Source organism: Nostoc sp. DedSLP03, assembly GCF_034530815.1.
GTDB lineage: Bacteria > Cyanobacteriota > Cyanobacteriia > Cyanobacteriales > Nostocaceae > Nostoc.
In genome coordinates, this window is sequence record NZ_JAVRCK010000067.1 from 1 (window position 1) to 24,994 (window position 24,994).

At 40.1% G+C, this 24,994-nt stretch carries 30 protein-coding genes; 24 read left to right on the forward strand and 6 right to left on the reverse strand.

The genetic code is table 11. From position 1 onward, the window contains the following. Positions 1-359 precede the first annotated feature (359 nt). Genes RM368_RS26420 through RM368_RS26430 form a run of 3 tightly spaced genes read left to right on the forward strand, consistent with a single transcriptional unit; the run spans position 360 to position 1,499 of the window. Entirely contained in the window at positions 360-632 is a 273-nt protein-coding gene (locus tag RM368_RS26420; RefSeq protein WP_322696791.1) for a hypothetical protein, read from the forward strand. Continuing rightward, on the forward strand, positions 629-1,048 hold the full coding sequence (locus RM368_RS26425; RefSeq protein WP_322696792.1) for a PIN domain-containing protein: 420 nt from the start codon (positions 629-631) through the stop codon (positions 1,046-1,048). The genes RM368_RS26420 and RM368_RS26425 overlap by 4 nt, the downstream gene beginning before the upstream one ends. A gap of 19 nt (positions 1,049-1,067) precedes the next feature. After that, positions 1,068-1,499, forward strand: a complete 432-nt coding sequence (locus RM368_RS26430) for a hypothetical protein (protein WP_322696793.1) — start codon at positions 1,068-1,070, stop codon at positions 1,497-1,499. A 62-nt stretch (positions 1,500-1,561) separates the two neighbouring features. Here RM368_RS26430 and RM368_RS26435 read toward each other — a convergent pair whose 3' ends face one another. The 3 genes from RM368_RS26435 to RM368_RS26445 all read right to left on the reverse strand — a co-directional run bounded on the left by RM368_RS26435 (position 1,562) and on the right by RM368_RS26445 (position 3,750). Continuing rightward, positions 1,562-2,200 carry a histidine phosphatase family protein gene (locus RM368_RS26435; RefSeq protein ID WP_322696794.1) on the reverse strand — a complete coding sequence of 213 codons (639 nt, stop codon included), beginning with the start codon at positions 2,198-2,200 and terminating at the stop codon, positions 1,562-1,564. A 569-nt stretch (positions 2,201-2,769) separates the two neighbouring features. Further along, positions 2,770-2,952: a CsbD family protein gene (locus tag RM368_RS26440; RefSeq protein ID WP_099103871.1), complete on the reverse strand. Its 183-nt coding sequence runs from the start codon at positions 2,950-2,952 to the stop codon at positions 2,770-2,772. A 345-nt stretch (positions 2,953-3,297) separates the two neighbouring features. Beyond that, entirely contained in the window at positions 3,298-3,750 is a 453-nt protein-coding gene (locus RM368_RS26445; protein ID WP_322696795.1) for a hypothetical protein, read from the reverse strand. A gap of 253 nt (positions 3,751-4,003) precedes the next feature. On the opposite strand from RM368_RS26445, the gene uvrB reads away from it, so the two are divergent. The 21 genes from uvrB (at position 4,004) to RM368_RS26550 (ending at position 22,102) form a co-directional block, all read left to right on the forward strand. Beyond that, positions 4,004-6,001 carry an excinuclease ABC subunit UvrB gene (uvrB, locus tag RM368_RS26450; protein ID WP_322696796.1) on the forward strand — a complete coding sequence of 666 codons (1,998 nt, stop codon included), beginning with the start codon at positions 4,004-4,006 and terminating at the stop codon, positions 5,999-6,001. Between the two features lie 140 nt (positions 6,002-6,141). Beyond that, positions 6,142-6,372 carry a hypothetical protein gene (locus tag RM368_RS26455; protein WP_322696797.1) on the forward strand — a complete coding sequence of 77 codons (231 nt, stop codon included), beginning with the start codon at positions 6,142-6,144 and terminating at the stop codon, positions 6,370-6,372. Further along, on the forward strand, positions 6,369-6,638 hold the full coding sequence (locus tag RM368_RS26460) for a hypothetical protein (protein WP_322696798.1): 270 nt from the start codon (positions 6,369-6,371) through the stop codon (positions 6,636-6,638). Before RM368_RS26455 ends, RM368_RS26460 begins: the two co-directional genes overlap by 4 nt. Before the next feature lie 67 nt (positions 6,639-6,705). Further along, on the forward strand, positions 6,706-7,206 hold the full coding sequence (locus RM368_RS26465) for a hypothetical protein (protein WP_322696799.1): 501 nt from the start codon (positions 6,706-6,708) through the stop codon (positions 7,204-7,206). 142 nt (positions 7,207-7,348) lie between these two features. After that, on the forward strand, positions 7,349-7,909 hold the full coding sequence (locus RM368_RS26470) for a Uma2 family endonuclease (RefSeq protein ID WP_322696800.1): 561 nt from the start codon (positions 7,349-7,351) through the stop codon (positions 7,907-7,909). Positions 7,910-7,985: 76 nt separating this feature from the next. Beyond that, positions 7,986-8,516, forward strand: coding sequence for a class I SAM-dependent methyltransferase (locus tag RM368_RS26475; RefSeq protein ID WP_322696801.1), 531 nt, complete (start codon positions 7,986-7,988; stop codon positions 8,514-8,516). 6 nt (positions 8,517-8,522) lie between these two features. Beyond that, positions 8,523-8,924, forward strand: coding sequence for a hypothetical protein (locus RM368_RS26480; RefSeq protein WP_322696802.1), 402 nt, complete (start codon positions 8,523-8,525; stop codon positions 8,922-8,924). After that, on the forward strand, positions 8,924-9,430 hold the full coding sequence (locus RM368_RS26485; protein ID WP_322696803.1) for a hypothetical protein: 507 nt from the start codon (positions 8,924-8,926) through the stop codon (positions 9,428-9,430). The genes RM368_RS26480 and RM368_RS26485 overlap by 1 nt, the downstream gene beginning before the upstream one ends. A 767-nt stretch (positions 9,431-10,197) precedes the next feature. Continuing rightward, positions 10,198-11,253 (forward strand): LLM class flavin-dependent oxidoreductase, encoded by a 1,056-nt coding sequence (locus tag RM368_RS26490; protein ID WP_322696804.1) that lies wholly within the window; start codon positions 10,198-10,200, stop codon positions 11,251-11,253. A gap of 450 nt (positions 11,254-11,703) precedes the next feature. Continuing rightward, positions 11,704-13,365 (forward strand): FAD-binding protein, encoded by a 1,662-nt coding sequence (locus RM368_RS26495; protein ID WP_322696805.1) that lies wholly within the window; start codon positions 11,704-11,706, stop codon positions 13,363-13,365. 13 nt (positions 13,366-13,378) lie between these two features. Then, positions 13,379-13,720 carry a 4Fe-4S binding protein gene (locus tag RM368_RS26500; RefSeq protein ID WP_322683781.1) on the forward strand — a complete coding sequence of 114 codons (342 nt, stop codon included), beginning with the start codon at positions 13,379-13,381 and terminating at the stop codon, positions 13,718-13,720. 106 nt (positions 13,721-13,826) lie between these two features. Next, on the forward strand, positions 13,827-14,594 hold the full coding sequence (locus RM368_RS26505) for an SDR family oxidoreductase (RefSeq protein ID WP_322696806.1): 768 nt from the start codon (positions 13,827-13,829) through the stop codon (positions 14,592-14,594). Positions 14,595-14,729: 135 nt separating this feature from the next. Further along, positions 14,730-15,788 (forward strand): sulfonate ABC transporter substrate-binding protein, encoded by a 1,059-nt coding sequence (locus RM368_RS26510; protein WP_322696807.1) that lies wholly within the window; start codon positions 14,730-14,732, stop codon positions 15,786-15,788. A 26-nt stretch (positions 15,789-15,814) separates the two neighbouring features. Further along, the gene (locus tag RM368_RS26515) at positions 15,815-17,524 is read left to right on the forward strand and encodes a fumarate reductase/succinate dehydrogenase flavoprotein subunit (RefSeq protein WP_322696808.1); all 1,710 of its coding nucleotides are present in this window, start codon (positions 15,815-15,817) and stop codon (positions 17,522-17,524) included. A 15-nt stretch (positions 17,525-17,539) separates the two neighbouring features. Continuing rightward, positions 17,540-18,235 (forward strand): HAD family hydrolase, encoded by a 696-nt coding sequence (locus RM368_RS26520; RefSeq protein ID WP_322696809.1) that lies wholly within the window; start codon positions 17,540-17,542, stop codon positions 18,233-18,235. 72 nt (positions 18,236-18,307) lie between these two features. Further along, positions 18,308-18,769, forward strand: a complete 462-nt coding sequence (locus RM368_RS26525) for a class I SAM-dependent methyltransferase (protein WP_322696810.1) — start codon at positions 18,308-18,310, stop codon at positions 18,767-18,769. A gap of 58 nt (positions 18,770-18,827) precedes the next feature. Next, complete coding sequence (locus RM368_RS26530; protein WP_322696811.1) at positions 18,828-19,079, forward strand: hypothetical protein; 252 nt, start codon at positions 18,828-18,830, stop codon at positions 19,077-19,079. Between the two features lie 24 nt (positions 19,080-19,103). Then, the gene (locus RM368_RS26535) at positions 19,104-19,565 is read left to right on the forward strand and encodes a GNAT family N-acetyltransferase (protein WP_322696812.1); all 462 of its coding nucleotides are present in this window, start codon (positions 19,104-19,106) and stop codon (positions 19,563-19,565) included. A gap of 176 nt (positions 19,566-19,741) precedes the next feature. After that, positions 19,742-19,969: a ferredoxin family protein gene (locus RM368_RS26540; protein ID WP_322696813.1), complete on the forward strand. Its 228-nt coding sequence runs from the start codon at positions 19,742-19,744 to the stop codon at positions 19,967-19,969. 18 nt (positions 19,970-19,987) lie between these two features. After that, a complete protein-coding gene (locus tag RM368_RS26545; RefSeq protein ID WP_322696814.1) occupies positions 19,988-20,953 on the forward strand; it encodes a HEAT repeat domain-containing protein in 966 nt (321 codons plus the stop codon). 117 nt (positions 20,954-21,070) lie between these two features. Then, the gene (locus RM368_RS26550; RefSeq protein WP_322696815.1) at positions 21,071-22,102 is read left to right on the forward strand and encodes an Mrp/NBP35 family ATP-binding protein; all 1,032 of its coding nucleotides are present in this window, start codon (positions 21,071-21,073) and stop codon (positions 22,100-22,102) included. On the opposite strand, the gene RM368_RS26555 is transcribed toward RM368_RS26550, so the two are convergent. The 3 genes from RM368_RS26555 to RM368_RS26565 form a co-directional block, all read right to left on the reverse strand. Next, the gene (locus tag RM368_RS26555) at positions 22,080-22,661 is read right to left on the reverse strand and encodes a carbonic anhydrase (protein ID WP_322696816.1); all 582 of its coding nucleotides are present in this window, start codon (positions 22,659-22,661) and stop codon (positions 22,080-22,082) included. The two genes, RM368_RS26550 and RM368_RS26555, sit on opposite strands and share 23 nt — an antisense overlap. A gap of 143 nt (positions 22,662-22,804) precedes the next feature. Next, complete coding sequence (locus tag RM368_RS26560; RefSeq protein ID WP_322696817.1) at positions 22,805-23,674, reverse strand: CmcJ/NvfI family oxidoreductase; 870 nt, start codon at positions 23,672-23,674, stop codon at positions 22,805-22,807. A gap of 85 nt (positions 23,675-23,759) precedes the next feature. Then, positions 23,760-24,431 (reverse strand): glutathione S-transferase family protein, encoded by a 672-nt coding sequence (locus tag RM368_RS26565; protein WP_322696818.1) that lies wholly within the window; start codon positions 24,429-24,431, stop codon positions 23,760-23,762. Between the last annotated feature and the right edge of the window lie 563 nt (positions 24,432-24,994).

Sequence of the window (24,994 nt, forward strand, 5' to 3'; positions counted from 1 at the left end):
CTGCTGATTTTATCACCCAGTCAGTTTAAAAGATGTTGGTAATGACAAGCCTTTTTAAGGGGGGCTAGGGGGGATCAAGCGAAATCTTTAATACTTCTCAGACATCCTCTAAAGAGCGATCGCATAAGCTTTTGTCAAAAAGTTGTAACCTTAAGCCTTAATGTCGTAACCTTAAGCCTTAATCTTATAATGCTGGTGATTAATGTTGTAACGTTAAGCCTTAAGGTTATAGCGTTAAGCCTTAAGGTTATAAGGTTAAGCCTTAAGGTTATAGCATTAAGCCTTAAGGTTATAAGGTTAAGCCTTAATGTTGTAATGTTGGTGACGACAAGACATTCACTTATAACTGCGATCAAAGTATGCAAGCCTACAAACTCAACGCCACAATTGATGAATCCGGGCATTTAATTATTGACGAACCTCTAAATATTGCTCCTGGAAAAGTGGAAGTGATTATTTTGCAGCCAGTTCCATCCTTGGAAAATTTTACTGAATCACAGCCAGAAAAGCCGAAGAGACAAACAAAAATCAAAGCATTGCAAAGCTGGTTTGAAAAAACACAACCCACGCCTTCTGATTTTGACCCAGATCAAGCCAGATGGGAAGCTTTAAAGGAGAAACATAATTTGTGAAAGTCCTCTTAGACAGCAATGTTATTTTGGATGTTGCTCTTGAACGACAACCTTTTTTTGGCAATAGCGAGACAGTTGTATCATTTGTTGAAGCGGGGCAGATAGAAGGCTACATCTGTGCATCTTCCTTTAGTGACATTTATTACATCATCCGTAAAGATAAAGATCGAAATTTAGCCCTTGAATTTTTGAGGGAAATAGTTACCTTCTGCCAAGTCGCCACCGTAGACAGTACCACAATCAACATGGCACTCAACCTTAACTTTAGAGATTTTGAAGACGCTATTCAATACAGTAGTGCAGTAGTTAATCATTTAGATGCTATTATTACTCGCAATCCTAGAGATTTTCCAGTTGCTACTCCTAGAATTATTACACCTGAAGAATTGATTCAGGAATTAACAAATACTCAATAAATATTTAAGTCAAATATATATGAATGCCCAATTAACCCCTGTCGAAATCCAAGAGTTTCAGCAACTTCTGCAAGACGACACCCCAGCGCAACAAGCGCTTACTACCCTGCAACAACACAACGGCAATCTAGAAACCAGTTTTGATGCACTCTGGCAAGAGAAAGTCGGCAAAACAGATTATAGTCAGGGCAAAAAATCTCTCTTACAACTCACCCTCGACGAAATCCGCGCGGAAATCTGTGGTGATGATGGTTTACGGGGCAAAATCAAAGAATACACCAATAACCCTGGTAGTTCTTCTCTGCTCAATAGTATCATTGGCTCACTGGTTGCCGTTGCAGCAGTACATGGGATTCCGATTGATGGTGCGATCGCTACAATTGTCGTGTTATATATTTTCAAAATCGGAATCAACGTTTTGTGCAAATACACTGAGCCAGATAACAAATAACGAGCAAGGAAAAAATAATAACTCTTAACTCCTAACTCCTAACTCCTAACTTTTAACTTCTCTCACGTTCCTGGTAAATTTCGCAACCGCTCATCCAAATGACTATGGTCTGCCAAAACCTTTAATAACGGCCCATGCGAACTAAATTCTACAATACTGACCGAAGCCACAGGGCATCCCAAACGAAAACGGAAGCGTCCCACATCAACCCCTAGTAAACTACACAGAAGAATTCTAATGGTTGCCTTGTGTGAAACCACTAAAACATTTCCACTAGTGTAATTTTGTTTAATTTCTTCAATTACCTGCAAGGCGCGAGAAGCAATTGTCACAGCCATTTCTCCGCCAGTTGGAGCATTCCAAGCCGGATCTGCTGACCAGCGAATATAATCATCGTGATATTCACGGCTAATTACTTCTGGCGTTTTTCCTTCCCACAAGCCATAGTTGATTTCTTTCAAACCATCTCTAAGTTGTGGTTCTATCCCTATTGCCTCATACAAAGGTTTTGCTGTCTCCACAGTTCGCTGCATTGGACTACAAAATATTGCTGTCCAATCCATAGAACTATATCTGTCTGCAAAAGCTTTTGCCATCTCCAAGCCTTCTGGAGTAAGTTCTGAATTTATAGAACCGCAAAAGGAATTATTGCGGCTGCATTGTGTCTGTCCGTGACGGAGGAAATAAAGAGTTAGGTTCACCGTATATTCTCATCGATTGTGAATTTAAAAGCGCTAACAATCAGATGTAGCTGAAGATAGTTAATGCCTGTGGTATATTACTACAATTTTTGAGATTTAAATTGAAGAAGAATTCAGAAGCCAGAATGGGCTAAACCTTAGCTATCCGCTAACAGGAGTCAGAATCAAGACGTTTGCGGACTCGAAGGAGCTGCGCTATCAGTCGGGAATTCAAGCTTTGAAACCCCCATTCCCTTGTAGGGAAGGGGGCTAGGGGGGTTAGGTTTCCGAGGCTTTGATGTTATGAAAAATACTTTTCAAACATCCTCTTAGCTACGCTCGTCGTAGACATTGCCATTATTGCTTTCTAATAATTATAAGAATAAATTAAACATAAATATAGAGACGTAATTAATTACGTCTCTATAAAATTTCTGTCAATCAAGCTAGTCCTTTATCTTTCAACGCTTGCTAAGAATAGAATAAAGGTGCGTAGCACTGAATGTTTAGCATTTCGTAATTTTTTCTTGCAAAAATGGAATCAATCCCATTTATATCCCTAGAGTTTCTGCAAAAAAAATCATGAATTACTAATCAATGTTTTTCTTTACATTATCTTTTACGTCTTCAATTCCGTGACGTACTTCGCTTTCGGCTTGCTTTGCTTTACCTTTAGCTTTATCTTCTGGATCTCCAGTGACGTTTCCTAATGCTTCTTGGGCTTTACCTTCAACATTTTTAGCAGCAGCCTTTGCACGATCTTCTATGCTCATTTTGATCCTCCTGATTCAATTAAAAATTAATTTCAAAGCTATAAACTAACTTTGAAACTCTTTGTTATTACTTTTACACAGTAACTTAAAATTTTTACTAAAGCCTTCTACCACAAGGCAGATTCAATAATTCGGAATTGGTAATTGGTAATTTATAATTAAGAAAGTTAGTTTCAATAAGCGTTCTGGCTGTTAGTTGAATATAAAATAAACTGAGAATAGTTTAGTTACCTATGCTAAAAGACATAGAACAAATGTCACAGATGATAATTTTTACTTTTTAAATAAAAAAAACCCAGTTTCCTATAGAAAATGGGTTAATAAAGTTATGGGGATGTTTTTTGTTTAATCTAGAAAACCCATCAGATTTTCAGGATTGTCAATCTCATTTGATGCTATCGGACGATTACCGAATGTCGAATAGCTTTCATCAATTACCAATGAACTTGAGGCAATTGGACGAATCCCAGAGAGATTCATACTTTCAACAATTTGGAATCTATTAGCACCAATTGGACGAATACCCATTGCATTATAGGTTTCAACTACTTCCAAATTACTAGTGCTAACAGGACGCACCCCAGAAATTGAAAGGTGTTCAGCAACTTCTATGTCGCTAGCACCTATGGGACGAATTCCAGAAATGGCGAGTGTTCCAGAAGCTCCTACTGGCAGTTCATTAACTTCCTCGGCTTTATCTGCATTCAAGCTCTGGTCTTGTTGATTTACAACTTCCTGTGTAGACTTGGCATACTTCTGCCGAGAACTGGTTGCTTTGCCAGTGTTGCTATTAGTCATAAACGAACACCTCTAGTTTGTTAACTGAATTTTACAATAATTAAGGAAAGATGAAATTTTTTCCCATATACCTTAGAGTTTAACCTTAAAAAACCTCATATAGATATAAGAATTTTTAAAACTAATACATAAGTAAATTTAAAACAATAACTTTTGTAAATAATTATTACTATTTATTTGCTCTAATAAGCCAGCTACAATAGATACAGAGCGGAATTGTCACCATGAAATAGGGTATTTACAGCAAAACTGTATGACAGAATTTTGTCTTCAAGCTCCCTTTAGTCCCACAGGCGATCAACCACAAGCGATCGCTAAACTTTCTGCTAGTATCCAATCAGGCAATCGTTACCAAACTTTACTAGGAGCCACTGGAACTGGCAAAACATTTTCGGTAGCAGCAGTTATTGAGAAAATTGGCAAGCCGACTTTAGTGCTGGCGCATAACAAAACCCTGGCTGCACAACTTTGTAACGAGTTGCGGGATTTCTTCCCCAATAACGCAGTCGAGTATTTTGTCAGCTACTACGATTATTATCAGCCAGAAGCGTATATTCCTGTCACCGATACTTATATTGAAAAAACGGCGGCGATTAATGATGAAATAGATATGTTGCGGCATTCAGCGACGCGATCGCTTTTTGAACGTCGTGATGTCATTGTCGTTGCTTCCATCAGTTGCATCTACGGTTTAGGAATGCCAGCAGAATATCTGAAAGCTGCCATCCCCCTTCAGATAGGTATGGAAGTAAATCAGCGTCAAATTTTACGAGATTTGGCAAATGTTCAATACAGCCGCAACGACATCGAAATGGGTCGGGGAAAATTTCGCGTCCGGGGTGATGTTTTAGAAATTGGCCCAGCTTATGAAGACCGAATTATTCGCGTCGAATTCTTTGGTGATGAAATTGACGCGATTCGCTATATCGATCCGGTAACAGGTGAAATTCTCAAAAGTTTGGAAGCAGTGAATGTTTACCCTGCACGTCACTTTGTCACCCCAGAAGAACGGTTAGAAATCGCTTGTGATGACATTGCAGCCGAGTTAAAACAGCAAAAACTAGACTTAGAACAGGCAGGGAAACTATTAGAAGCGCAACGCATAGATCAACGGACACGCTATGACTTAGAAATGCTGCGCGAAGTAGGTTACTGTAACGGCGTTGAGAACTATTCCCGTCATTTAGCAGGAAGACAAGCTGGAGAACCACCAGAATGTTTAATTGATTATTTTCCCAAAGATTGGCTGTTAGTTATTGATGAATCTCACGTTACCGTGCCTCAAATTCGCGGTATGTATAATGGCGACCAAGCGAGAAAAAAAGTTTTAATTGAACATGGATTTCGGCTTCCTAGTGCTGCTGATAACCGTCCTTTAAAAGCCGAAGAATTTTGGGAAAAGGTAAATCAGTGTATTTTTGTTTCAGCAACTCCTGGAAATTGGGAATTAGAAGTTTCTGAAGACCATGTAGTTGAACAAGTAATTCGACCAACTGGGGTGATCGATCCAGAAATTTCTGTGCGTCCCACAGAAGGACAAATTGATGATTTGTTAGGCGAAATTAAAGATAGAGCCGACCGTCATGAACGAGTGTTAATTACCACATTAACTAAGCGGATGGCGGAAGATTTAACCGAATATTTGCAAGACCACAGTATCAGGGTACGATATTTACATTCCGAGATTACTTCTATTGAGCGCATCGAGATTTTGCAGAATTTGCGCGAGGGAAATTTTGATGTATTGGTTGGTGTGAATTTGCTGCGGGAAGGTTTGGATTTACCGGAAGTTTCATTAGTGGCAATTATGGATGCAGATAAAGAAGGTTTCTTGAGAACCGAGCGTTCCTTAATTCAAACTATTGGTAGAGCCGCGCGTCACATTCAGGGACAAGCGATTTTATATGCCGATAATCTGACAGGTAGCATGATTAAAGCTATTGATGAAACAGACAGGCGGCGCGGGATTCAAACAGCACATAATCGATTGCATGGGATTACACCACAACCGATTGTGAAAAAATCAAGTAATGCGATTTTGGCTTTTTTAGATGTATCTCGGCGGTTAAATGCAACTGATTTAAAAGTTGTAGATGAACATCTAGATGAACTGCCATTAGAACAGATTCCCCAATTGATTACTCTATTAGAAACGCAAATGAAAGAAGCGGCGAAGAAACTAGAATTTGAAGAGGCGGCAAAATTGCGCGATCGCATTAAACATCTGCGAGATAAAATGCTAGGACGTTAACCTAAATATTACGTTCACGAATCAGCAATTACCCGCACAGAAAGGTTATTAGGTCAACGTTTAGGTGACAAAGCGCTTAACTTGCTGCCAAGAAGCGATAATGGATAAGATGCCATTTACGTTTTAAGAGTGTGGTAGCTATGACTGAGTTACTTGAGCGTGCGATCGCCCAACTAAAAACTCTACCTGTTGCTGAACAAGATGCGATCGCTACTCGTCTTCTTGCCGAGATAGAGGATGAGCAAAGATGGAAAGCTCAGTTTGAATCTACTAAAGATGCTCAGTGGGATCGTCTAGCTGATATGGTACGGCAAGAAATTGCTGCTGGCGACATCACTCCTCTAGCTGACGTTTTTCCCTCTGAGCAATGAAGTCAAGTGTTACGAAGGTATTTCGCAAGAAACTTGATGAGCTTCCTGCATCAGTTCAAGAACAAGCTGCCAAAGCCTATGCTCTTTGGCGTTCAGATCCTTACCACAATAGTCTTCAGTTCAAACGAGTTAGCCAGCGCCAACCAATCTATTCGGCTCGTGTTAGTTTAGACTACCGCGTTCTTGGCTTGTTGCAGGACGATCGCATTTACTGGTTCTGGATTGGCGCACATACAGAGTATGACGAGTTGCTTCAGAGATTGTAGTGCCAGCAGCCTAACATAGTTGTGTTGTTGTGCGCGGACTTGGCAGGAAGCTAATATAAAGAAGCGAATGGAACACTCAAACGAAAACGAACAAATTCGAGACGTTTACGCACTTTTTGGTCTTGCTGTTTATCAAGCTCAATGTGTTGAACGGGAAATTGGTATTTTGCTAACCACAGTGCATGGCCCCGGTATCCAGAAAATGACTCGCACGGATTACGATGCGATGCTGCAAGGCGAGTTTAAAAAGACGTTTGGTGGACTTATCACTACTCTCCGCAAGGCTGCTGTTGTTCCTGCTGACTTTGACCAAAAGTTAGCAGATGCACTTAATAAGCGTAATTGGCTTGCCCATCGTTATTTTTGGGATAGGGCTGGGCATTTTATGACTGAAAAAAGTCGCCAGCTGATGATGAAAGAGCTACAAGAAGTTGTAGATCAGTTTGCCGAACTTGATGCACAAATAACAAAAACTGTTCGTGCGTGGAGTGAGAAACATGGTGTAACTCAAGCGGTCATTGAGCAAGAGATAGCCAAACTCATTAGCGATGCAAACAATTTGTCGTAGGCTGACAAACAACAACACAACAAGGCGCTGGTGCTGAGTTCGAGGTTGCTTGTCGTCGGTGATTTGAGCCGTTAATGACAAGCTTCCGCGATCACCGGAAAACATCTGCCAGATAAAATGTTAGGACGTTAACGTGAATCTTATGCTGACCAATATTCGCCTAATTAGTGTTCGAGAATATCACAAAATGGCGGAAATGGGGATTTTTCATCCTGAAGAACGCTTAGAATTAATCGCAGGACAAATCATCAGAATGTCAGCAAAAGGAACTGCTCACGAATCAGCAATTACCCGCACAGAAAGGTTATTACGTCAACGTTTGGGTGACAAAGTTTTATTAAGAATCCAGTCACCAGTGCAACTTGATGATTATTCGGAACCAGAGCCAGATATTTCAGTGGTGAAACTGAATCCATTAGATTATGAGGATCATCATCCCGATGCTGCCGAAGTATTTTTACTGATTGAAATAGCTGGTTCCAGTCTCAAATACGATCGCGAAGTTAAAGCGAACGCATACTCTAAGTCAGGGATTATTGAGTACTGGATTTTAGATGTCAATGGACGTAAATTGTATATGTATCGTCTTCCCAGTCTAGATGGCTATCATAGCGAGAGCATACTTGCAGAGGATGTAACAATTTCACCTTTAGCTTTTCCTGATTGTGCAATTACTATTCGGGAATTATTGCGAAAAATCTAGGAGGCGATTGTATTAAATATTTAAAGTTTCTGTAGAATAAATAGTTAGACTGCCAACCTGCCGTCTTAAATGATAAATGATTCTATATGTTGTAATTCTTATTTCCCTAACAATCTTTCTTTGGATATTTCTACCTACGGCTTGGGGTGCCCCATATATTCCTTCTGACATTAGAAAAATTAATGGAGTACTTAAATGGCTAGAATTAAAGTCAGATGAAGTAGTTGTCGATTTGGGCGCGGGCGATGGTCGTGTTATTATTTTGGCATCTCTGTTATACGGTTCCAAATCTATAGGTGTTGAGATTGACTCGATTCGGTACATACTTGCTAAGTTCTTGATATTACTTCTCGGATTAAAAGGTAAAGCTACAGTAATTAAGGGTGATTTGTATAATTTTGATTTGCATAATGCTGATGTAGTCATGTTTTATCTTTTACCAGAATCTATTCAGCGTCTGCGACCAAAGCTAGAGTCTCAACTTCGTAGCGGGAGCAAAATCGTATCATTTCAATTTCCTATACCTAGTTGGATATCTGTTTTTGTAGATGAAGAGAAAAAAATCTTTGTGTATGAAATTGACGATAATCGATCAACTTGTTTGTGATATCAGATGGAACCTCTTATTTCATGGCTTTTTATTAATGTACTGCTAGCCCTTGCGCCAATATTTCTGAAATTGGCTATTATCATTTCATCTAGGGTTAAAATACTGAAATGGTATGAAGTTATTCAAGATGGTGAATTATACATATTTTCTGCCACTTTATCTGCTTCGGCTATTGTATTACCAGTTCTTAAAAAACAACATCTCAACGCCTTAGAAAGGATTAGTATTAGCTTACTTGTATTTATTATTTTACTTTCTAGTGTTTTGTTTAGCCTAGCTAGTTATGTTAAATTAATGAAACGCGATCTGGAAACTGAGTTAAATCTAAAAATTTACACTATTGGTTCTATAGCTTGCTCAATCCTTGCAGTTTCTTTTAGTTATTACATATCGGATATTAAATAATGACTAATGATAATAATACTAATGGATTGCTGAAGCCTTCGGAAAAGCTTAGATTTCAAGAGATAATGAGTAAAATATTATCTCAAAGACTATTGCTATCAAACTTATCGAACGCTGAACAACAAGATTTATTTTATCTGCTAAATAAATTGGGCATAGTTGTGGATCTTGTTGAAGATATTAGATCAAATCCTCAAATAATTAAAATTGAACAGATATCAATTCGAAATTCGGATACTAAAAATTTATTAATTAGTCGAGTTATCTATATTACTGCGTTGATAGCAATTTTTCTTGTATTTGTCACAATTCCCGCAATGATAGCTACTGCAATAACTGGCTCCCAATTTTTGGGTGCTTTAATTGTGGTTGGGTTAACGTTAGTTTTGATTTTGGGCGTTGGGGCGCTCATGGGTAAAGTGAGCTGGGGAATGTTTTTGTTAACTACTATTACTTCAATTATTACATCAGTTGCTTTTTTTGTTTTACTTCGAATTCTTGCTTGATAGAATTGTTCCTGCTCTTGGGTTTAATCTTATAAAATTAAGGGATTACAGTATGCTCCCTCTCGTAGCTTGGTAGACCCAAAGAAACCCAACTTCCTTTCCTACTTACAATTTCTATCAATCCAGTGCGATCACTACACAACAACTCCCTTGCAGAAGACAATTGCAAATAGCTGGTGTTGAGTTCGAGGTTACCTACCATTGATGATTTGAGCCGTTAATGACTTGTTGAGGCGATCGCATTAAGCATCTGCGGGATAAAATGCTAGGACATTAACCTAAATCTTACGGTCACGAATCAGCAATTACCCGCACAGAAAGGTTATTAGGTCAACGTTTAGGTGACAAAGCGCTCAACTTGCTGCTAAGAAGTGATAATGGATAAGATGCCATTTACGTTGATTGTAGTGCCAGCAGCCTAAACGTTAGCTTTTCCATCCGAGATCGCATTAAACACCTGCGGAATAAAATGTTAGGACGTTAACGTGAATCTTCCGCTGACCAATATTCGCCTAATAAACAGTGAGAGCATATTTGCAGAAGATGTGGCCGGGAAAATTTTTCCTAGAAGGCAAAGCCTAGAGACATAGTGTGGTTCAGACATAGCTTTCTAGAACCTTTGTAGTCGGCACTAAAACTTTATTTTTGCACCTTAAAAGTTATACTGTAAATCGGTAGATTTGTAGTAGTATACTATGAGATTTGCATCTAGTGAGGATAAAAAACAAGGTATATTTCCCTAGTCCCCATTTAATTTGGAGGCAAGAATGTCAGAACCACGCTATGGTATTTGGGTTCCTGTTGGGGGTAACTTTGGCCCTCTCAATACACCAGATGAACCGATTGATGCTAGTTATGAACGCACGCGATCGCTAGTATTAGAAGCAGAACGTTTAGGATATGTGACAACCTTAGTCGCACAGCACCTTGCTAATCCCCGTAGTCTAGATTTAGAACAGTTGGAAACTTGGACAGCTTGTGCGGCGTTGGCTGAGGCTACGGAAAGCATAGAAATTATCGCCGCGATTAAACCTTTATTATTTCATCCAGCCGTTCTAGCCAAAATGGCCTTGGGTATTGATGCTATCAGTCGCGGACGTTTTGCCATCAATTTAATTAGTGCTTGGTTTCGCCCAGAAATGGAGCGTACTAATATCCCTTTCCCTCCCCATGATGAACGTTATCGCTATTCTAGTGAATGGTTGCAGGTTGTTAGAGCTTTATGGAGTGGTGAGAGGGTGAACTTCAAGGGTGAATATTTCAAAATCCAAGATTTGAGTTTTCGACCTTTTTCTGTTGCTCAACCCTATCCTCGTATTTACTTGGGAGGAGCATCAGACCCAGCACAAATTTTAGCAGCCCAACAAGCTGATGTTTACTTCATCAACGGTCAGCCGATTGAAGATGTCCGCCAAGTAATTAAACAAGTTTTGAACCGACCACGTTTCCTAGCCCAACCAGTCCGTTTTGGTTTGTCAGCCTTTGTGATTGCTCGAACTACAGACGAAGAAGCGCAAGCAGAACTAGAACGACTCATGGCACTGCAAAAATTGGAAGAACAATATAAGTTAAGTGTTGCTAAAGGAGTTGACCCAGAAGCCGCCATGTTCAAACTCTTCGCCAAAAATCCGGCTGTTGGCGGCAATGGTGGCACAGCCGCAGGATTGGTTGGCAGCTATGATACAGTGGCAACTCGCGTTGCAGCTTTCGTTGATGCAGGTATCGACACTTTCATGCTGCAATTTAATCCCTTTATGCGGGAGATGACACGTTTTGCCCAAGAAGTTATGCCTCGCGTGCAGCACTTGCAAAAAGTTGCTTAGTTGTTGACTGAAAAGAGGCAGGGGGCAGGAGGAAAGAATTTATTTTCACTCTGTCATTCGGTTTCAAGTACACCAGTTCTAATCGGATCGGAAATTAACTTGCAACACTTAATGTTTGAAAAACTAATAATTAGAGTATCATGCTAAATATAATTTGCCGTACACACTCTTTGTATATATTGTGCAAACTCTATCTACTACATAGTTTAGTCAGACAAATCAGCGATACCTCCGGTATAGCGATCGCTAACGCAAGTTTATAGACAAAAAAGCCGATGAGCAAAACACGCCAGTATAGAAGCTCATTGTCGAAGACTGCACCGATGACAAATTACTAGCAAAAAGTGGTGCTTAAAGGTTGTGAAAAATGCAGGTGGGTGGATTTTTGCCTGTAGAAGCCGCTCACAGTGGCAAAGAAATATGTTGACTGCCAAATAAGGAGGAAAGGAATTGCTAACCGAAAATGAACTACACCTATCTGCTGATGTGCTGGTAATTGGTGGTGGTCCTGCCGCAGCATGGGCAGCATGGGCAGCCGCATCCCAAGGAGTCAAAGTCATCATTGTTGATAAAGGTTTTTTGGGTACGAGCGGTGCAGCTGCTGCTAGTGGTAACGGCATCATGGCTCCTTCTCCAGAGAATTGGGACAAAGTTTTATCGGAGCGTTATCGCATAGGAAAAAACCTCGCTAACTCACGTTGGATCGAGCGTGTTATCGAAAAAACTTGGCTGAGTTTGCCTTTAGTGGAAAGTTGGGGCTATCGTTTCCCCAAAGAAGATGGTGAATCTGTGCGTCAGAGCTATTATGGGCCTGAATATATGCGGGTACTTCGCAAAAACCTTTTGCGTGTTGGCGTACAAATTTTCGACCAAAGTCCGGCTCTAGAACTTTTATTGGCTGACGATGGCTCAGTAGCTGGGGCAAGAGGTGTGCAGAGGCAACATCATCGTAGCTATACGGTTCGTGCTGGTGCAGTAGTCTTAGCAAATGGCGGTTGTGCATTCTTGAGTAAAGCATTAGGGTGCAATACTAATACCGGTGATGGGCTGCTGATGGCAGTAGAAGCTGGTGGCGAACTCTCTAGTATGGAAGCTTCCAATCACTATGCAATTTCGACTGCTTTTAATGCCACAGTGACGCGGGGTGTTCCCTTTGGCTGGGCTAGTTACAGCGATGAAGCAGGTAACGATCTTGGTGGCTATGTTGATGGTCGTCGCGATCCATCGTTCCTTCCCAATGCCCTCTTGAAAGGCTCCGTTTATGCTCGTTTAGATAAAGCCACACCTGAAGTCAAAGCAGTAATTGAAAAGTCTCATTTCATCGCTTTTCTACCGTATAAAAAAGCTGACATTGATCCCTATACAGAACGAGTGCCTGTAACACTAATTTTAGAAGGTACAGTCCGTGGTACAGGTGGAATCCGTTTGACCGATGATAGTTGTGGTACAAAGGTTCCTGGCCTCTACGCCGCCGGTGATGCAGCATCGCGGGAGTTTCTAGCCGGGTTAGCTTCTGGAGGTGGTGGCCCCAATGCCGCTTGGGCAATCTCCACAGGGCAATGGGCTGGAGTTGGGGCAGCTACCTTTGCGAAAAGTTTGGGCGCTCAAGCAAATGAACGGGTTGCGCGTCCTACTGGTCAAGTGGGATTGCGATCGCCGATGGCAAGGCGTAGTCCATCGCCTTCACCATCTTCTGAAACATTTGATAGTGAGGCGATCGTGCGTGGCGTACAAGACCAGATGTTCCCGTTGGAGAAGAACTACTTGCGTTCTGAGCAGGGACTTCTGGATTCCCTCGCCAAATTAGAAACCCTGTGGCAGCAAGTACAAGGGAACCCAAAACAAGATACAGTGCGCGATGTGGAATTTTCTCGTCGGGCGGCTGCTCTGACGGCTGTAGCGCGATGGGCATACTTTAGTGCTTTACATCGCACGGAAACACGCAGCGAACATATTCGTATGGACTATCCCGAAACCGATCCAAATCAGGGTTATTACCAAGCAACTGGCGGTTTAGATAAACTTTGGGTGAGGCGCGATTGGATTAAGGATGCTATCGCTACACCACCAGTACAAACCTCTCAAACCACACCCTCTGTATCAAAGTTGTAGTAGGAGCAGAATCATGATCGAGCTTGTCAGCCATAAACTCTGTATCAATTGCAATCTGTGCGTCCAAGTATGTCCTACTAATGTTTTTGACTCAGTACCGAACCAACCACCTGCGATCGCCCGACAAGAAGACTGTCAAACTTGTTTCATGTGTGAGGCATATTGTCCTGCGGATGCACTTTATGTTGCGCCCCAATCTCACACCAATGTTGCAGTCAATGAGGATGATTTGATTGAAAGTGGCATCATGGGTGAATATCGTCGCATCTTGGGTTGGGGATATGGCAGAAAAAACAATAGTGAATTAGATACTGCTCATAAACTACGCCAACTACCGCGCCCTTATCAAAGTTAATTTCAGTAGGCTTGATTCTTAGAAGAGAGATACAACTAAGAATCAAGCCTTTGCAGCAAGTTTTTGGTCAGATATTGGCTCAATAGCACCCTGAAAAGTAATTTTTGTGACGTTATCAGAGTTTTCATTAGCTAGAAAAGTTGCCTTAGTAACTGGAGCGGGACAAGGTTTGGGATTGGAAATTGCCAAATCACTTGCCAAAGCTGGTGCGCGTGTCATCGTCAATGGGCGAAATTTGGAACGGCTTAATCAAGCAGTTGCAGTCATTGAATCAATTGGCGGATTAGGTTTTACGTTACCGTTTGATGTGACAGACGAAGTTGCGGTTCAAAGTGCGTTTATTGAGATCCGAGAAAAGCACGGCTGTTTAGATATTCTAGTTAATAATGTGGGAATGCGCGATCGCCGTGGATTGTTCGAGTTTGAAATGGATGCAGTGCGTCGGTTAATCAATGCTGATTTAATTGCACCATTCAATTTGTCACGAGAAGCGGCAAAACTGATGATGCACAGAGGTGAAGGTCGAATCATTAATATTACGTCAATTGCAGGACAACTTGCAGGTGCAGGTGACGCAGTTTATACGACAGCTAAAGGAGGACTCGAAGCCCTAACTCGTACACTTGCGGCAGAACTTGGGGCTTTTGGAATTACAGTCAATGCAGTCGCTCCAGGCTTTTTTGCCACAGAGAGTAATGCTGATGTAGTTGCCGATCCAGCAGTCACGGAATGGTTGGAACATCGAACTTCTCTCGCGCGTTGGGGATCTCCACAAGAAATTACAGGTGCTGTTGTGTTCTTCGCTTCTCCAGCCGCATCTTACATCACTGGACAGGTTTTAGCTGTTGATGGTGGCTACCTTTCCCATTTCTGACTAATTGTTTTACCCGTAGACATACTTTTTCGGATCTTGCATTTGCAGCTTATCTGTGTGAATATTCTATGAGCAAAATACGGTAAATTGCTCTAATTATCGTAGTATTTATATTGCTTGTAGTTTAATGTACGTATGTTCAGTAAGTATTTACCACATCGACTGATGAGGATTGTCAGCAGCTTTCTTCAAAATTATGAAATATCCCGAATTGGCATATTTGCCTTATTCTTTACCTGTGGGTTAACTTTGACTCTTGTGATATCTGCGTGTTCTGCCACCAATACAGGTAACTCTGTAGCAACACAGACAGCAAATCAAGGTGTGGTAGTTCGTATCGGCTATCAAAAAGCGGCGACTATCCTCAGCGCTCTTAAAAACCGAGGCAATTTAGCGCAAACTTTAAAGACTGCTGGTGCTTCGGTGACATGGGCAGAATTTCCCGCCGGCCCACCCATGCTAGAAGCAATGAACGCAGGTAGTATTGACTTTGGCTATACAGGTGAATCACCACCAATATTTGCCCAAGCCGGAGGTACTCCTTTGCTTTATGTTGCTTACGATCCTTGGAGTCCCAAAGCCGAAGCAATTATTGTACCGAAAGATTCACCAATTAAAACGGTTGCTGACCTTAAAGGGAAAAAAGTAGCCTTTGCTAAAGGCTCGAACACTAACTATCTTGTTGTCAAAGCTGTAGAAGCTGCCGGATTAAAGTATAGTGACATTCAACCAGCACATCTAACACCAGCAGATGCCCGTGCAGCATTGACTGGTGGTAACGTTGATGCTTGGGCAATTTGGGACCCTTACCTAGCAGCAGTTGAACACGACACAAAGGTTAGAAAATTAACAGATGCAACAAATTTAGCACCGAATCGGGGTTACTATCTTGCGCGTCAAGAGTTTGTTAAATCTCATCCAGATTTGTTGAAAACCCTGTTAGATGAAGTAAGCATTGTAAATAAATGGGCAACAAATAATCCAGAAGAAGTTGCCAAGTTTTTAGAACCAGAGTTAGGTATTCCCGCAGCAGCATTAGAAATTGCCGAAAAACGACGAAAGTATGGTGTTTTACCGCTAACAGATGAAGTAATCACTCAGCAACAAAACATTGCCGATACTTTTCACAAAATCAAGCTAGTTCCCAAGCAAATCCAAGTCAAAGATATTGTTTGGAACGGTAATAAATCTTAGAAGTTCCTCCCTACTCGCAAAAGCTTATGGACATCAACACCCAACAGATAAAAACGGATGTACTTGTCATTGGTGGCGGTACAGCCGGGACAATGGCTGGAATTAAAGCTAAACAAGCAAATCCCGATGCAGAGGTGCTGATCTTAGAAAAGGCTAACATTCGACGGAGTGGTGCGATCGCAATGGGTATGGATGGAGTGAATACCGCAGTCATTCCCGGACATTCCACACCAGAACAATACGTGCGCGAAATCACCCTTGCTAACGATGGCATTGTCAACCAAAAAGCAGTTTATCAAACAGGCAAATTAGGTTACGAAGTCATCCAAGAATTAGAAAGTTGGGGTGTGAAATTTCAAAAAGATGCCCAAGGCAACTATGACTTAAAACAAGTGCATCGTGTAGGTAAATATGTCTTACCTATGCCAGAAGGAAAAGACCTCAAAACAATTCTCACCCGACAAGTTAAACGCCACAAAGTCAAAGTCACAAATCGTGTCATGGCAACCCGCGTCTTAGTCAAAGCAGGACGTGCTATTGGTGCGGTGGGATTTGATGTCAGAAACGGTGATTATATTGTCATTCAAGCTAAAGCAGTCATCCTGTGTACAGGTGCTTGTGGCAGATTAGGATTACCTGCTTCCGGCTATCTCTACGGCACTTATGAAAATCCTACCAATGCCGGAGATGGCTATTCAATGGCTTATCATGCAGGTGCAGAACTTAGTAATATTGAATGCTTTCAAGTTAATCCTTTAATCAAAGATTACAACGGCCCCGCCTGTGCTTATGTCGCCGGGCCTTTTGGCGCACATACAGCTAACGCCGAAGGAAATCGCTTCATTAGCTGTGACTATTGGAGTGGTCAAATGATGTTGGAAATCTGGAAAGAATTAAATTCTGGAAAAGGGCCAGTCCAATTGAAAATGACCCATCTCGATGAAGATACAATCGCGGAAATTGAATCTATACTGTGGGCGAATGAACGACCGAGTAGAGAACGTTTTCATCAAGGTAGAAATGAAGATTATCGCACTCACGGCGTAGAAATGCACATTTCTGAAATAGGCTTATGTAGCGGTCATAGTGCTTCTGGTGTCTGGGTGAATGAAAATGCTCAAACAACCATCCCAGGTTTATATGCAGCTGGAGACATGGCCAGCGTTCCCCATAATTACATGATTGGGGCATTTGTTTTTGGTCGCATAGCCGGAACTCATGCCATTGAATATATTGAAGATTTAAATTTTATCGAACCAGACACAGATTTTTTAGAAGCTGAAAAAGCTAGAATTTATGCACCTTTAACTCGTCCGAATGGTGTACCTCATACTCAAGTAGAATATAAATTAAGACGCTTAGTTAATGATTATCTGCAACCACCAAAATCAGGTAATAAAATCGAGATTGGTTTAAAACATTTTGTGCAATATCAAGAAACATTAGATTTAATGGGCGCTCGTGACCCTCATGAATTGATGCGTAGTCTAGAAGTTCACTTTATTCGCGATTGTGCAGAAATGGCAGCCAGAGCATCATTATATCGTCAAGAGACTCGTTGGGGTCTTTATCATTACCGTTTAGATTATCCAGATAAAAATGATGATGAATGGTTTTGTCATGTGAACTTAAAGAAAGATGAGTTAGGGGAAATGATATTGTTTAAACGTCCTATAGATCCTTACATTGTGGAAATTGATGCAGTCAAGGATGTATATAGTGTTGCTGTTAAGTAAAATGACCATTATAAAATGCTCTATGAGGCAATAATTTTCGATCTCGATAATACACTGTTGAATTTTGAGCTATGTGAACGCCAAGCTATTTTAGGAGCGCTTGAAGATTGTAGAATATCTTTAGATTTAAATGGAATAAGTGAAAAAATTTTTCTACAAGCATTTGAAACTTATAATTTCCAAAATTGGAGACAGCGAGAAACTTTTTCTCCTAATGAATTAATCAAAATGTCTTATCGAAGTACACTTGCTCAATTAGATATACAAACAGATCAAATCAGCAATCTTAGCCAGAGTTTTTGGCAAATTTTTAATCATTTGGGCGTAATGGAACCGGATGTAAATGAAGTATTAACTGTTCTCGCAGGTAATTATCGTTTGGCTGTCATTACGAATGAGTTTGTATCAGCGCAACTACCAAGAATGCAAGCTGCTGGAATAGAGCATTTTTTTGAAGCAGTTGTAATTTCTGAAGCAATTGGTTTTGCTAAACCATCTCCTGAAATATTTCATTATGCTTTGTCGAGATTAAATTTAACATCAGCAAAAGTTCTTTACGTTGGAGATTCTCTAAAGCACGACTATGCGGGAGCAACACAAGTCAAAATGGATTTTTGCTATTACAACAAAAAAAATCAAAATTTACCACAAGAAGCAAAACCAAAGTTTATGATAAGTGAACTATTAAATTTGCTGGAATTGTTTAACTAATTTTTTTTATTTATTTATCTAAAGTTAGATTTTAAATGGTTTATTGTAAACTAGTTTGAAGATTTTTATAATATGTCTATATATAATTCAATTGGTCAACAATACTCAAAAACTCGCGTTCCTGATATCCGTATTGTCAATAAATTAATTGATTTACTCAATTTATCCGAAGGTAGCATTATTGCTGATATCGGTGCTGGTAGTGGTGGTTACAGTCTAGCGCTAGCTAATCAAGGATTTATTGTTAATGCTGTTGAACCTTCTGTAGTTATGCAAAAACAAGCAGTAGAACATCAGCAAATTAAGTGGTTTACTGGCTATGCAGAAAATTTACCTCTACTAGATAACTCTGTGGATGCTGTTGTAAGTATCTTGGTAACTCATCACTTTTCTCATCTCGAAAAAGCTTTTCAGGAAATGCACAGAATAATTAGAGATGGTGCAATAAGTTTGTTAACTTTTGATATTAGATTAGCTCAAAAGATATGGCTTTCCGTTTTTATGGGAAGATGCATTACGATTTTTACCACTTAACGAACAGGTTAATTTAATTCAGAGTAATACTAAAAGGCGTGTTGAAGCCATACCCCTTTTGTTACCATACGATTTATCTGATTTATTTGCAGCAGCAGGCTGGAGACGACCAGAGTTATATCTTAAACCAGAAGTACGTGCAGGGATATCGTCTTTTGCTTTAGCTAATCAAGATTTAGCAGAGCAAGGAGTAAAGTTACTTGCAGCAGATTTAAGTAGTGGAGAATGGAGCAAAAAATATGGTGATATTCACAATTTGACAGATATTGATATAGGCTATCGTTTTATCCGTGCAACGCTGGATAACTAAATAATTGTAATTTCAAATTAAATTATGATAAACAAAGTTAGTGTAGGTAAGAAAATTAAAATTAGACAAGCTGGGATTAAAGATGTAGTGAGAATTGCTATTCTTTGCGAACAACTTGAATATTCTGTGACTAATCAACAAATAGAGCAACGCCTTACTAAAATTAAAAATAATGATGCTCATATTGTATATGTTGCCACTGTAGAAGATAAATATGTAATTGGTTGGGCACACGCTCATATTTGTGAATCAATAGTTATTCCGACTCCAGCGATTATTTTGGGATTAGTTGTAGATAAAGATTATCGTCATAGTGGAATTGGACGTTTTTTGATGCAGCAAATTGAACAGTGGGCTTCTCTGGTTGGATGTGATAGTGTTCTGTTACGTTCTAATACTAAACGCAAAGAAGCTCACTTGTTTTATGAGAAAATTGGTTATACCAATATCAAGCAATCATTAACTTTTTATAAAAAATTGTTTTAGTGCGATCGCTCTCTCCTATAGGTTGGATGGAACGTAGTGAAACCCAACACATGATACCGATAAAATAGAAAATATTCACACTATAATAATCTCTCAATTTATTGGATAAAATCAATGCTAAACCTATTTTATTTTACCGTTTAGCAGTCTCAGTACAAAATTATAGAGTTAGTTTTATGGCTTTAATCCATCAGAGAATAGATGTTCCTGTAATCGTTGATGAATCAAAATGTTTAGAAAAATGCACAGCCTGTATTGAAGTTTGTCCCTTAGATGTATTGGCAAAAAATCCAGAAACAGGTAAAGCGTATATGAAATATGATGAGTGTTGGTTTTGTCTACCTTGTGAAAAAGAATGTCCAACTAATGCAATTACTGTGCAAATTCCCTTTTTGTTACGTTAACTATCTATAGTAAAATTAATGAATGATGACCTCAACTATTGGCTAGAAATGCTGCGATCGCCTGACGTAAACGAGCGGATAGTAGCTGTCAAAACCTTGCAACATATAGGTGATGACGAAACAATCGATGCTTTAATTATCGCTTTGAAAGACGAACATATTACTGTTCAAAAAATAGCAATATCTGCCCTTTGGGAGATTGCTAATCCTGTGGCGATTCCTGCTTTAATTGAATGCTTAACTTCAGCCGATTCAGATATTCGCTCTGAAGCTGCATCAGCATTAAACGAGTTAGTTACACAAAATGAATTGTTACTTTTACTAGAGAAGCTCCAAAATAATGATGTAAATATTCAATTAAATATTTTGGTGCTTTTGCGGAAGATACATGATATTCAATCTTTACCCGACATTTTACCATTTTTGGAATCAAAAAATCCTGAGTTAAGAGAAGCAGCTGTTACGACACTGCGATATATCAATCAACTAGAAAAATGCCCGCAAGCTTTAAATTTAATCTTTGATGAGGAAGCAAGTGTACGTCGTGCTACTGCTTTAACTTTAGAACATTTACAAGATGCAGAAGCAATCGCAATACTTTGTCAAGCACTTACAAATGATAGTGACTGGCAAGTTCGCCGGAATGCAGCTAAATCTCTGGCTATTCATGCAAATGAGCAAGCAATTTCAGCATTAGAAATAGCTTTAAATGATGAACATTGGCAAGTGCGGAAATCAGCAGCACAAGCCTTGCAAAAAATTCCAGATATTCAAGTTATACCGAGATTAATTCAAGCATTAACAGATGAATACGCAGATGTAAGAAAAGAAGCTGCGATCGCACTTGGAAATTTAGCTCATTCCGACGTTATTAACCCCCTGCAACAAGCCTTAGATGACCCTGACAAAGAGGTGTCCATCCAAGCGCAACGTGCAATTCAAAAGATTCAAACAGATAAAAAAGTCTCAAGGGAGCAGTACTAAAAAACTAGGGAAAATGCCAACACGATTTAAGCTTTGCTAATTTCGCAATATAAATTTCTCTACGATAGCTTACACCAACATGAGGTACAGAAATATCCCTTCTAACATTCAAAATATATGACTACAGTGCATCAGCAAGAAGTCGTCCAATTACTCAAACAAATTATCGAACCTACATTAAAAAATGACATCGTTAGTTTGGGAATGGTACGAAATTTACGCATAGTTGATGACTATATTTACTTACGTTTATATATTGGTTATCATCAGCACCAGTTACAGTCAGAAATTCAATTCTTATTATCATCTTTATCTTGGTGTAAAAAAACTTATATTCAAATTTGTACAATTCCCGGTGTTAAAACAACCCTTGCAGTTTCTAGTGGTAAAGGTGGTGTGGGCAAATCTACAACAGCCGTTAATATCGCCGCAGCTTTAAGTTTACAAGGTGCAAAAGTAGGATTATTAGATGCTGATGTTTATGGCCCCAATGTTCCCCAAATGTTGGGTTTAGGACAAGCTGATATTCAAGTGATTAATACTCCCACAGGTGATAAGTTTTTACCTTTAGAAGCTCAAGGAATAAAAATAATGTCAGTGGGTTTACTTGCAGAAGCAAATCGTCCTTTGGCATGGCGGGGGCCTGTATTGCATAAAATTATCACACAATTTTTACAAGATGTGGAATGGGGAGAATTAGATTATTTATTGATAGATTTACCTCCCGGTACAGGTGATGCTCAAATTACAATTATCCAAGAAAGCCCAATTTGTGGAGTCATTTTAGTGACAACTCCTCAACAGGTGGCTGTTGCAGATGTACGACGTAATATATATATGTTTCGCCAAGTGGGTGTCCCTGTCCTTGGCATCATTGAAAATATGAGTTATTTAATTTGTGGTGATTGTGGTTTGCACACACCGATTTTTGGTAGTGGTGGCGGCGAAGAATTAGCCGCAGAATTACAAGCGCCTCTGTTGGGACAAATTCCCATCGATCCCCGCATTTGTAGCGGTAGTGATACGGGAAATCCGATTGCGATAAACGAATACGCTTCACCAGCAAAGGAGGTTTTTACACAAATAGCTACTTCATTAAATACTACTTTTACGTTACACGATAAAACTATGCAACTTGACCAAGCTTAGTAGCTTCAGGAACTTCAATCAATTGCCCTGTTTTGACATCGTAGATATAGCCATATATAGGAATTTCATTCGGAACTAAGGGATGCAAACGAATCCGTTGGACATCTGTATAGACGCTTTTGGCTTGGTCATCAATAGTTAACCAATTGATAAACTTGCCTTCGCCCGATCCCGACCCAGATCCAATATCTGACCAACCTATTTCATCTAGCTTGGCTGTTTTGAGGCTACTAGAAAGTAAATTGCTGATGATTTCATTGGTGAAGGTTTCCATGCCGCAATTAGTGTGATGAATTACAAACCATTCACGCGTACCAAGTAATTTATAAGAAATCACTAAAGAGCGAATCGCATCATCGCTAGCACGTCCACCTGCATTACGAATTACATGGGCATCTCCTTCAGCTAATCCAGCAAATTTAGCTGGATCAAGTCGAGCATCCATGCACGTGAGAATTGCAAAACGACGAGATGGGGGTATGGTGAGATTACCTTTATCACCAAACTTATCAGTGTAACTAAGATTAGCTGCTAGAACTTCTTCTACAATTTGGCTCATTTTGAGTTTATGTGGGCGATCGCTAGTAGGGGCGAAAGGCCTTGCGCCCCTACGAACAGTGTGGTTTCAAATATATGAAAACTGCTGTAAATTGTTTTACGCAGAGGCGCAAAGAGTAGGAGTATGAGACAAGTTTTTGCGATCTATGCGGGGTAAAAAACCAATGTTCGGAGTTCGATACTTTCTCGTGGGGGAGCGTTGGCTGGGCTGGTGGGGTCTTCAAAGGCTGTATGGGCGGCAAAACGGGCGTATCCGTCTTCTGCGGAGTCGAAGCATTTGATAAATACTGCTTCGTTTCTGTGCATTTGCGGAAAGTAGAACCATTTATGTTGGGAGTTGTACGTGACACCGTATGTCTCACCAACCCGATCGCGATAGACAAGATCGCCAGCTACAAGGTCTGTGGGTGCAATACTTTGCGCGTCACACAGTGCTAAGGGTGACTCTTGGATTGGTTGTGCGATCGCTCGCCAAACATTGATGATGGCAAATCGTTGTTTTAGTAACGTATCAATATCATCATCTATGCCTCGCGCTGCTAGTTCTAAACGGGCGCGAGTATAGCCTGATTTGGCGGTGAAGTCGTTGTGTACGCGCTTGGCCGGTTCTTTAATATCATTCTCACCTGGCTTTGACTGACCGGCGTTACGCAAGGTGTAATCGAATATCACTGCCTTAGTTCCACCTGTCACCTCTTTTAACAATTGCTCGGCTTCTGGATAGTAAACGCGGCGTACTTCGTCTTCATCGTAAAAGTTGCGGACATTAGTATTATGTCCAGTAAAGGCGAATCCTTCTCGATCTAACGAGATGTTCTCTGAGATGGAACGAGCGTTGTAAATTGGCAGTTTGTGCGTTTGATAAGTTGCATTTGTGCGAGGAATCCCGGTTGGCGGTTCGTAAGTATAGTTAACAGGTTTTTCTGCCATTGGAACCAGGTAAGTGAGGTTAGCCTCTACGGATGGCAGTTCTTGGGAAATCGGTCTATCTAGAACTTGGTTATTTAAGCTCATAGGTCATCCCATTTTGGATTTTGGTTAATTTTTGGTCAATACTTAACAGTTAATGATTCACTCCTATCCACCATACATTTGTGTCCTATTTTTGAGATGCACCAACAGCAACAGGTTCACCGAGAACTTTGGCGAATCTTTGCAAATAGAAGTCTACAGGGTTTGCTACTGCTTGAATTGAGGAGCGATCGCTTAACCTGTTCCACCATGTCTGCAAACGAGGTGTTTCTGCTGGTAGTGTGAATTTGCGGAAGTGTTCTAAGAGTGGTAAACGTTCAAACCAGGGATAGAAGCTGATATCAACAAGGCTAAACCGATCTCCTAACAAGTAATCACCTTTGCCTAATCCTTCTTGTTCAATATATAAAAGTGCTTCTGTGAACTCTTTTCGTCCTTGTTCTTGTTCGGTGCTATCTTTACCACGTAAAAATTTGTTAAAAGCCGGGACAAGGCGAGTATTGGCGTAGTCTATCCAAATCCGAGCGATCGCTTTAGCTGCGGGATCGCGGGGTAACAAAGGTGGCTCTGGAAAAACTTCATCTAGATATTCATTGATAATGGCGGACTCGTAAATTTCAACATCCCCATGTTTGATAGCCGGAACTTTACCATAGCGCGAAATCTGCGTGTACCCATCTGGTTTATTTTGTAAGTCAATTTCTATCGGGGTGAAGTCAATACCTTTTTCCAGTAAGACTACATGAGTACGTTGAGAAAAGGTAGAGGCTTTGGCGAAGTACAGTTGGATGTTGCTCATAAAATCTTTTCCTTGTAATAATCGTGATATGCAGACTATTTGAGATTGCACAACTCAAACTAAACCAATAAAACAGAAGCTGTTCATGAGCGATCGCCCACTATGGATGAAAGAAACCATTCTGTTTTCTGATTAGTGCAGTTAAATAATTGACTGGTAGGTATCTACGTGAGCTAAACGCTATACTACAGTTTATCGGTCGTTTTAACGTACTATAGATAATTATACAGTCTTTATGAAAATATGCATACCTAATTATTTGTGTAACCAAATAATTAGCTAGCTAGACATAATCAGGCGTTTGTACTCTGGGATGCTTTTTGTTGGCTGTGGCGTTTATCGCTCATTTCAGTGTACGGAAGAGAAAATCTTCAGCCGTTTAATGCAAATTTGAGTTCATGCTGCAAATCTGTTTATTGTAAAAAACCTCTTGATTTTTATCACCGATTGTGAGAAAGTCTGAGTTAACATTCAAAAACTACGGTAAATGGATGGATTTACAGTATTATTTAGATTGAGTGGAAGCAATCGGTGGTTTTAGCTGTGCTTTAATCCCGTCGGCA

Coding starts and splice junctions, on each gene's coding strand:
- RM368_RS26540 (WP_322696813.1), top strand. CDS start 19,742: ATGGCTTTAATCCATCAGAGAATAGATGTTCCTGTAATCGTTGATGAA.
- RM368_RS26525 (WP_322696810.1), top strand. CDS start 18,308: ATGTCTATATATAATTCAATTGGTCAACAATACTCAAAAACTCGCGTT.
- RM368_RS26550 (WP_322696815.1), top strand. CDS start 21,071: ATGACTACAGTGCATCAGCAAGAAGTCGTCCAATTACTCAAACAAATT.
- RM368_RS26460 (WP_322696798.1), top strand. CDS start 6,369: ATGAAGTCAAGTGTTACGAAGGTATTTCGCAAGAAACTTGATGAGCTT.
- RM368_RS26470 (WP_322696800.1), top strand. CDS start 7,349: ATGCTGACCAATATTCGCCTAATTAGTGTTCGAGAATATCACAAAATG.
- RM368_RS26420 (WP_322696791.1), top strand. CDS start 360: ATGCAAGCCTACAAACTCAACGCCACAATTGATGAATCCGGGCATTTA.
- RM368_RS26430 (WP_322696793.1), top strand. CDS start 1,068: ATGAATGCCCAATTAACCCCTGTCGAAATCCAAGAGTTTCAGCAACTT.
- RM368_RS26535 (WP_322696812.1), top strand. CDS start 19,104: ATGATAAACAAAGTTAGTGTAGGTAAGAAAATTAAAATTAGACAAGCT.
- RM368_RS26520 (WP_322696809.1), top strand. CDS start 17,540: ATGCTCTATGAGGCAATAATTTTCGATCTCGATAATACACTGTTGAAT.
- RM368_RS26475 (WP_322696801.1), top strand. CDS start 7,986: ATGATTCTATATGTTGTAATTCTTATTTCCCTAACAATCTTTCTTTGG.
- RM368_RS26515 (WP_322696808.1), top strand. CDS start 15,815: ATGGACATCAACACCCAACAGATAAAAACGGATGTACTTGTCATTGGT.
- RM368_RS26490 (WP_322696804.1), top strand. CDS start 10,198: ATGTCAGAACCACGCTATGGTATTTGGGTTCCTGTTGGGGGTAACTTT.
- uvrB (WP_322696796.1), top strand. CDS start 4,004: ATGACAGAATTTTGTCTTCAAGCTCCCTTTAGTCCCACAGGCGATCAA.
- RM368_RS26545 (WP_322696814.1), top strand. CDS start 19,988: ATGAATGATGACCTCAACTATTGGCTAGAAATGCTGCGATCGCCTGAC.
- RM368_RS26445 (WP_322696795.1), bottom strand. CDS start 3,750: ATGACTAATAGCAACACTGGCAAAGCAACCAGTTCTCGGCAGAAGTAT.
- RM368_RS26500 (WP_322683781.1), top strand. CDS start 13,379: ATGATCGAGCTTGTCAGCCATAAACTCTGTATCAATTGCAATCTGTGC.
- RM368_RS26480 (WP_322696802.1), top strand. CDS start 8,523: ATGGAACCTCTTATTTCATGGCTTTTTATTAATGTACTGCTAGCCCTT.
- RM368_RS26440 (WP_099103871.1), bottom strand. CDS start 2,952: ATGAGCATAGAAGATCGTGCAAAGGCTGCTGCTAAAAATGTTGAAGGT.
- RM368_RS26510 (WP_322696807.1), top strand. CDS start 14,730: ATGTTCAGTAAGTATTTACCACATCGACTGATGAGGATTGTCAGCAGC.
- RM368_RS26485 (WP_322696803.1), top strand. CDS start 8,924: ATGACTAATGATAATAATACTAATGGATTGCTGAAGCCTTCGGAAAAG.
- RM368_RS26455 (WP_322696797.1), top strand. CDS start 6,142: ATGACTGAGTTACTTGAGCGTGCGATCGCCCAACTAAAAACTCTACCT.
- RM368_RS26565 (WP_322696818.1), bottom strand. CDS start 24,431: ATGAGCAACATCCAACTGTACTTCGCCAAAGCCTCTACCTTTTCTCAA.
- RM368_RS26465 (WP_322696799.1), top strand. CDS start 6,706: ATGGAACACTCAAACGAAAACGAACAAATTCGAGACGTTTACGCACTT.
- RM368_RS26560 (WP_322696817.1), bottom strand. CDS start 23,674: ATGAGCTTAAATAACCAAGTTCTAGATAGACCGATTTCCCAAGAACTG.
- RM368_RS26555 (WP_322696816.1), bottom strand. CDS start 22,661: ATGAGCCAAATTGTAGAAGAAGTTCTAGCAGCTAATCTTAGTTACACT.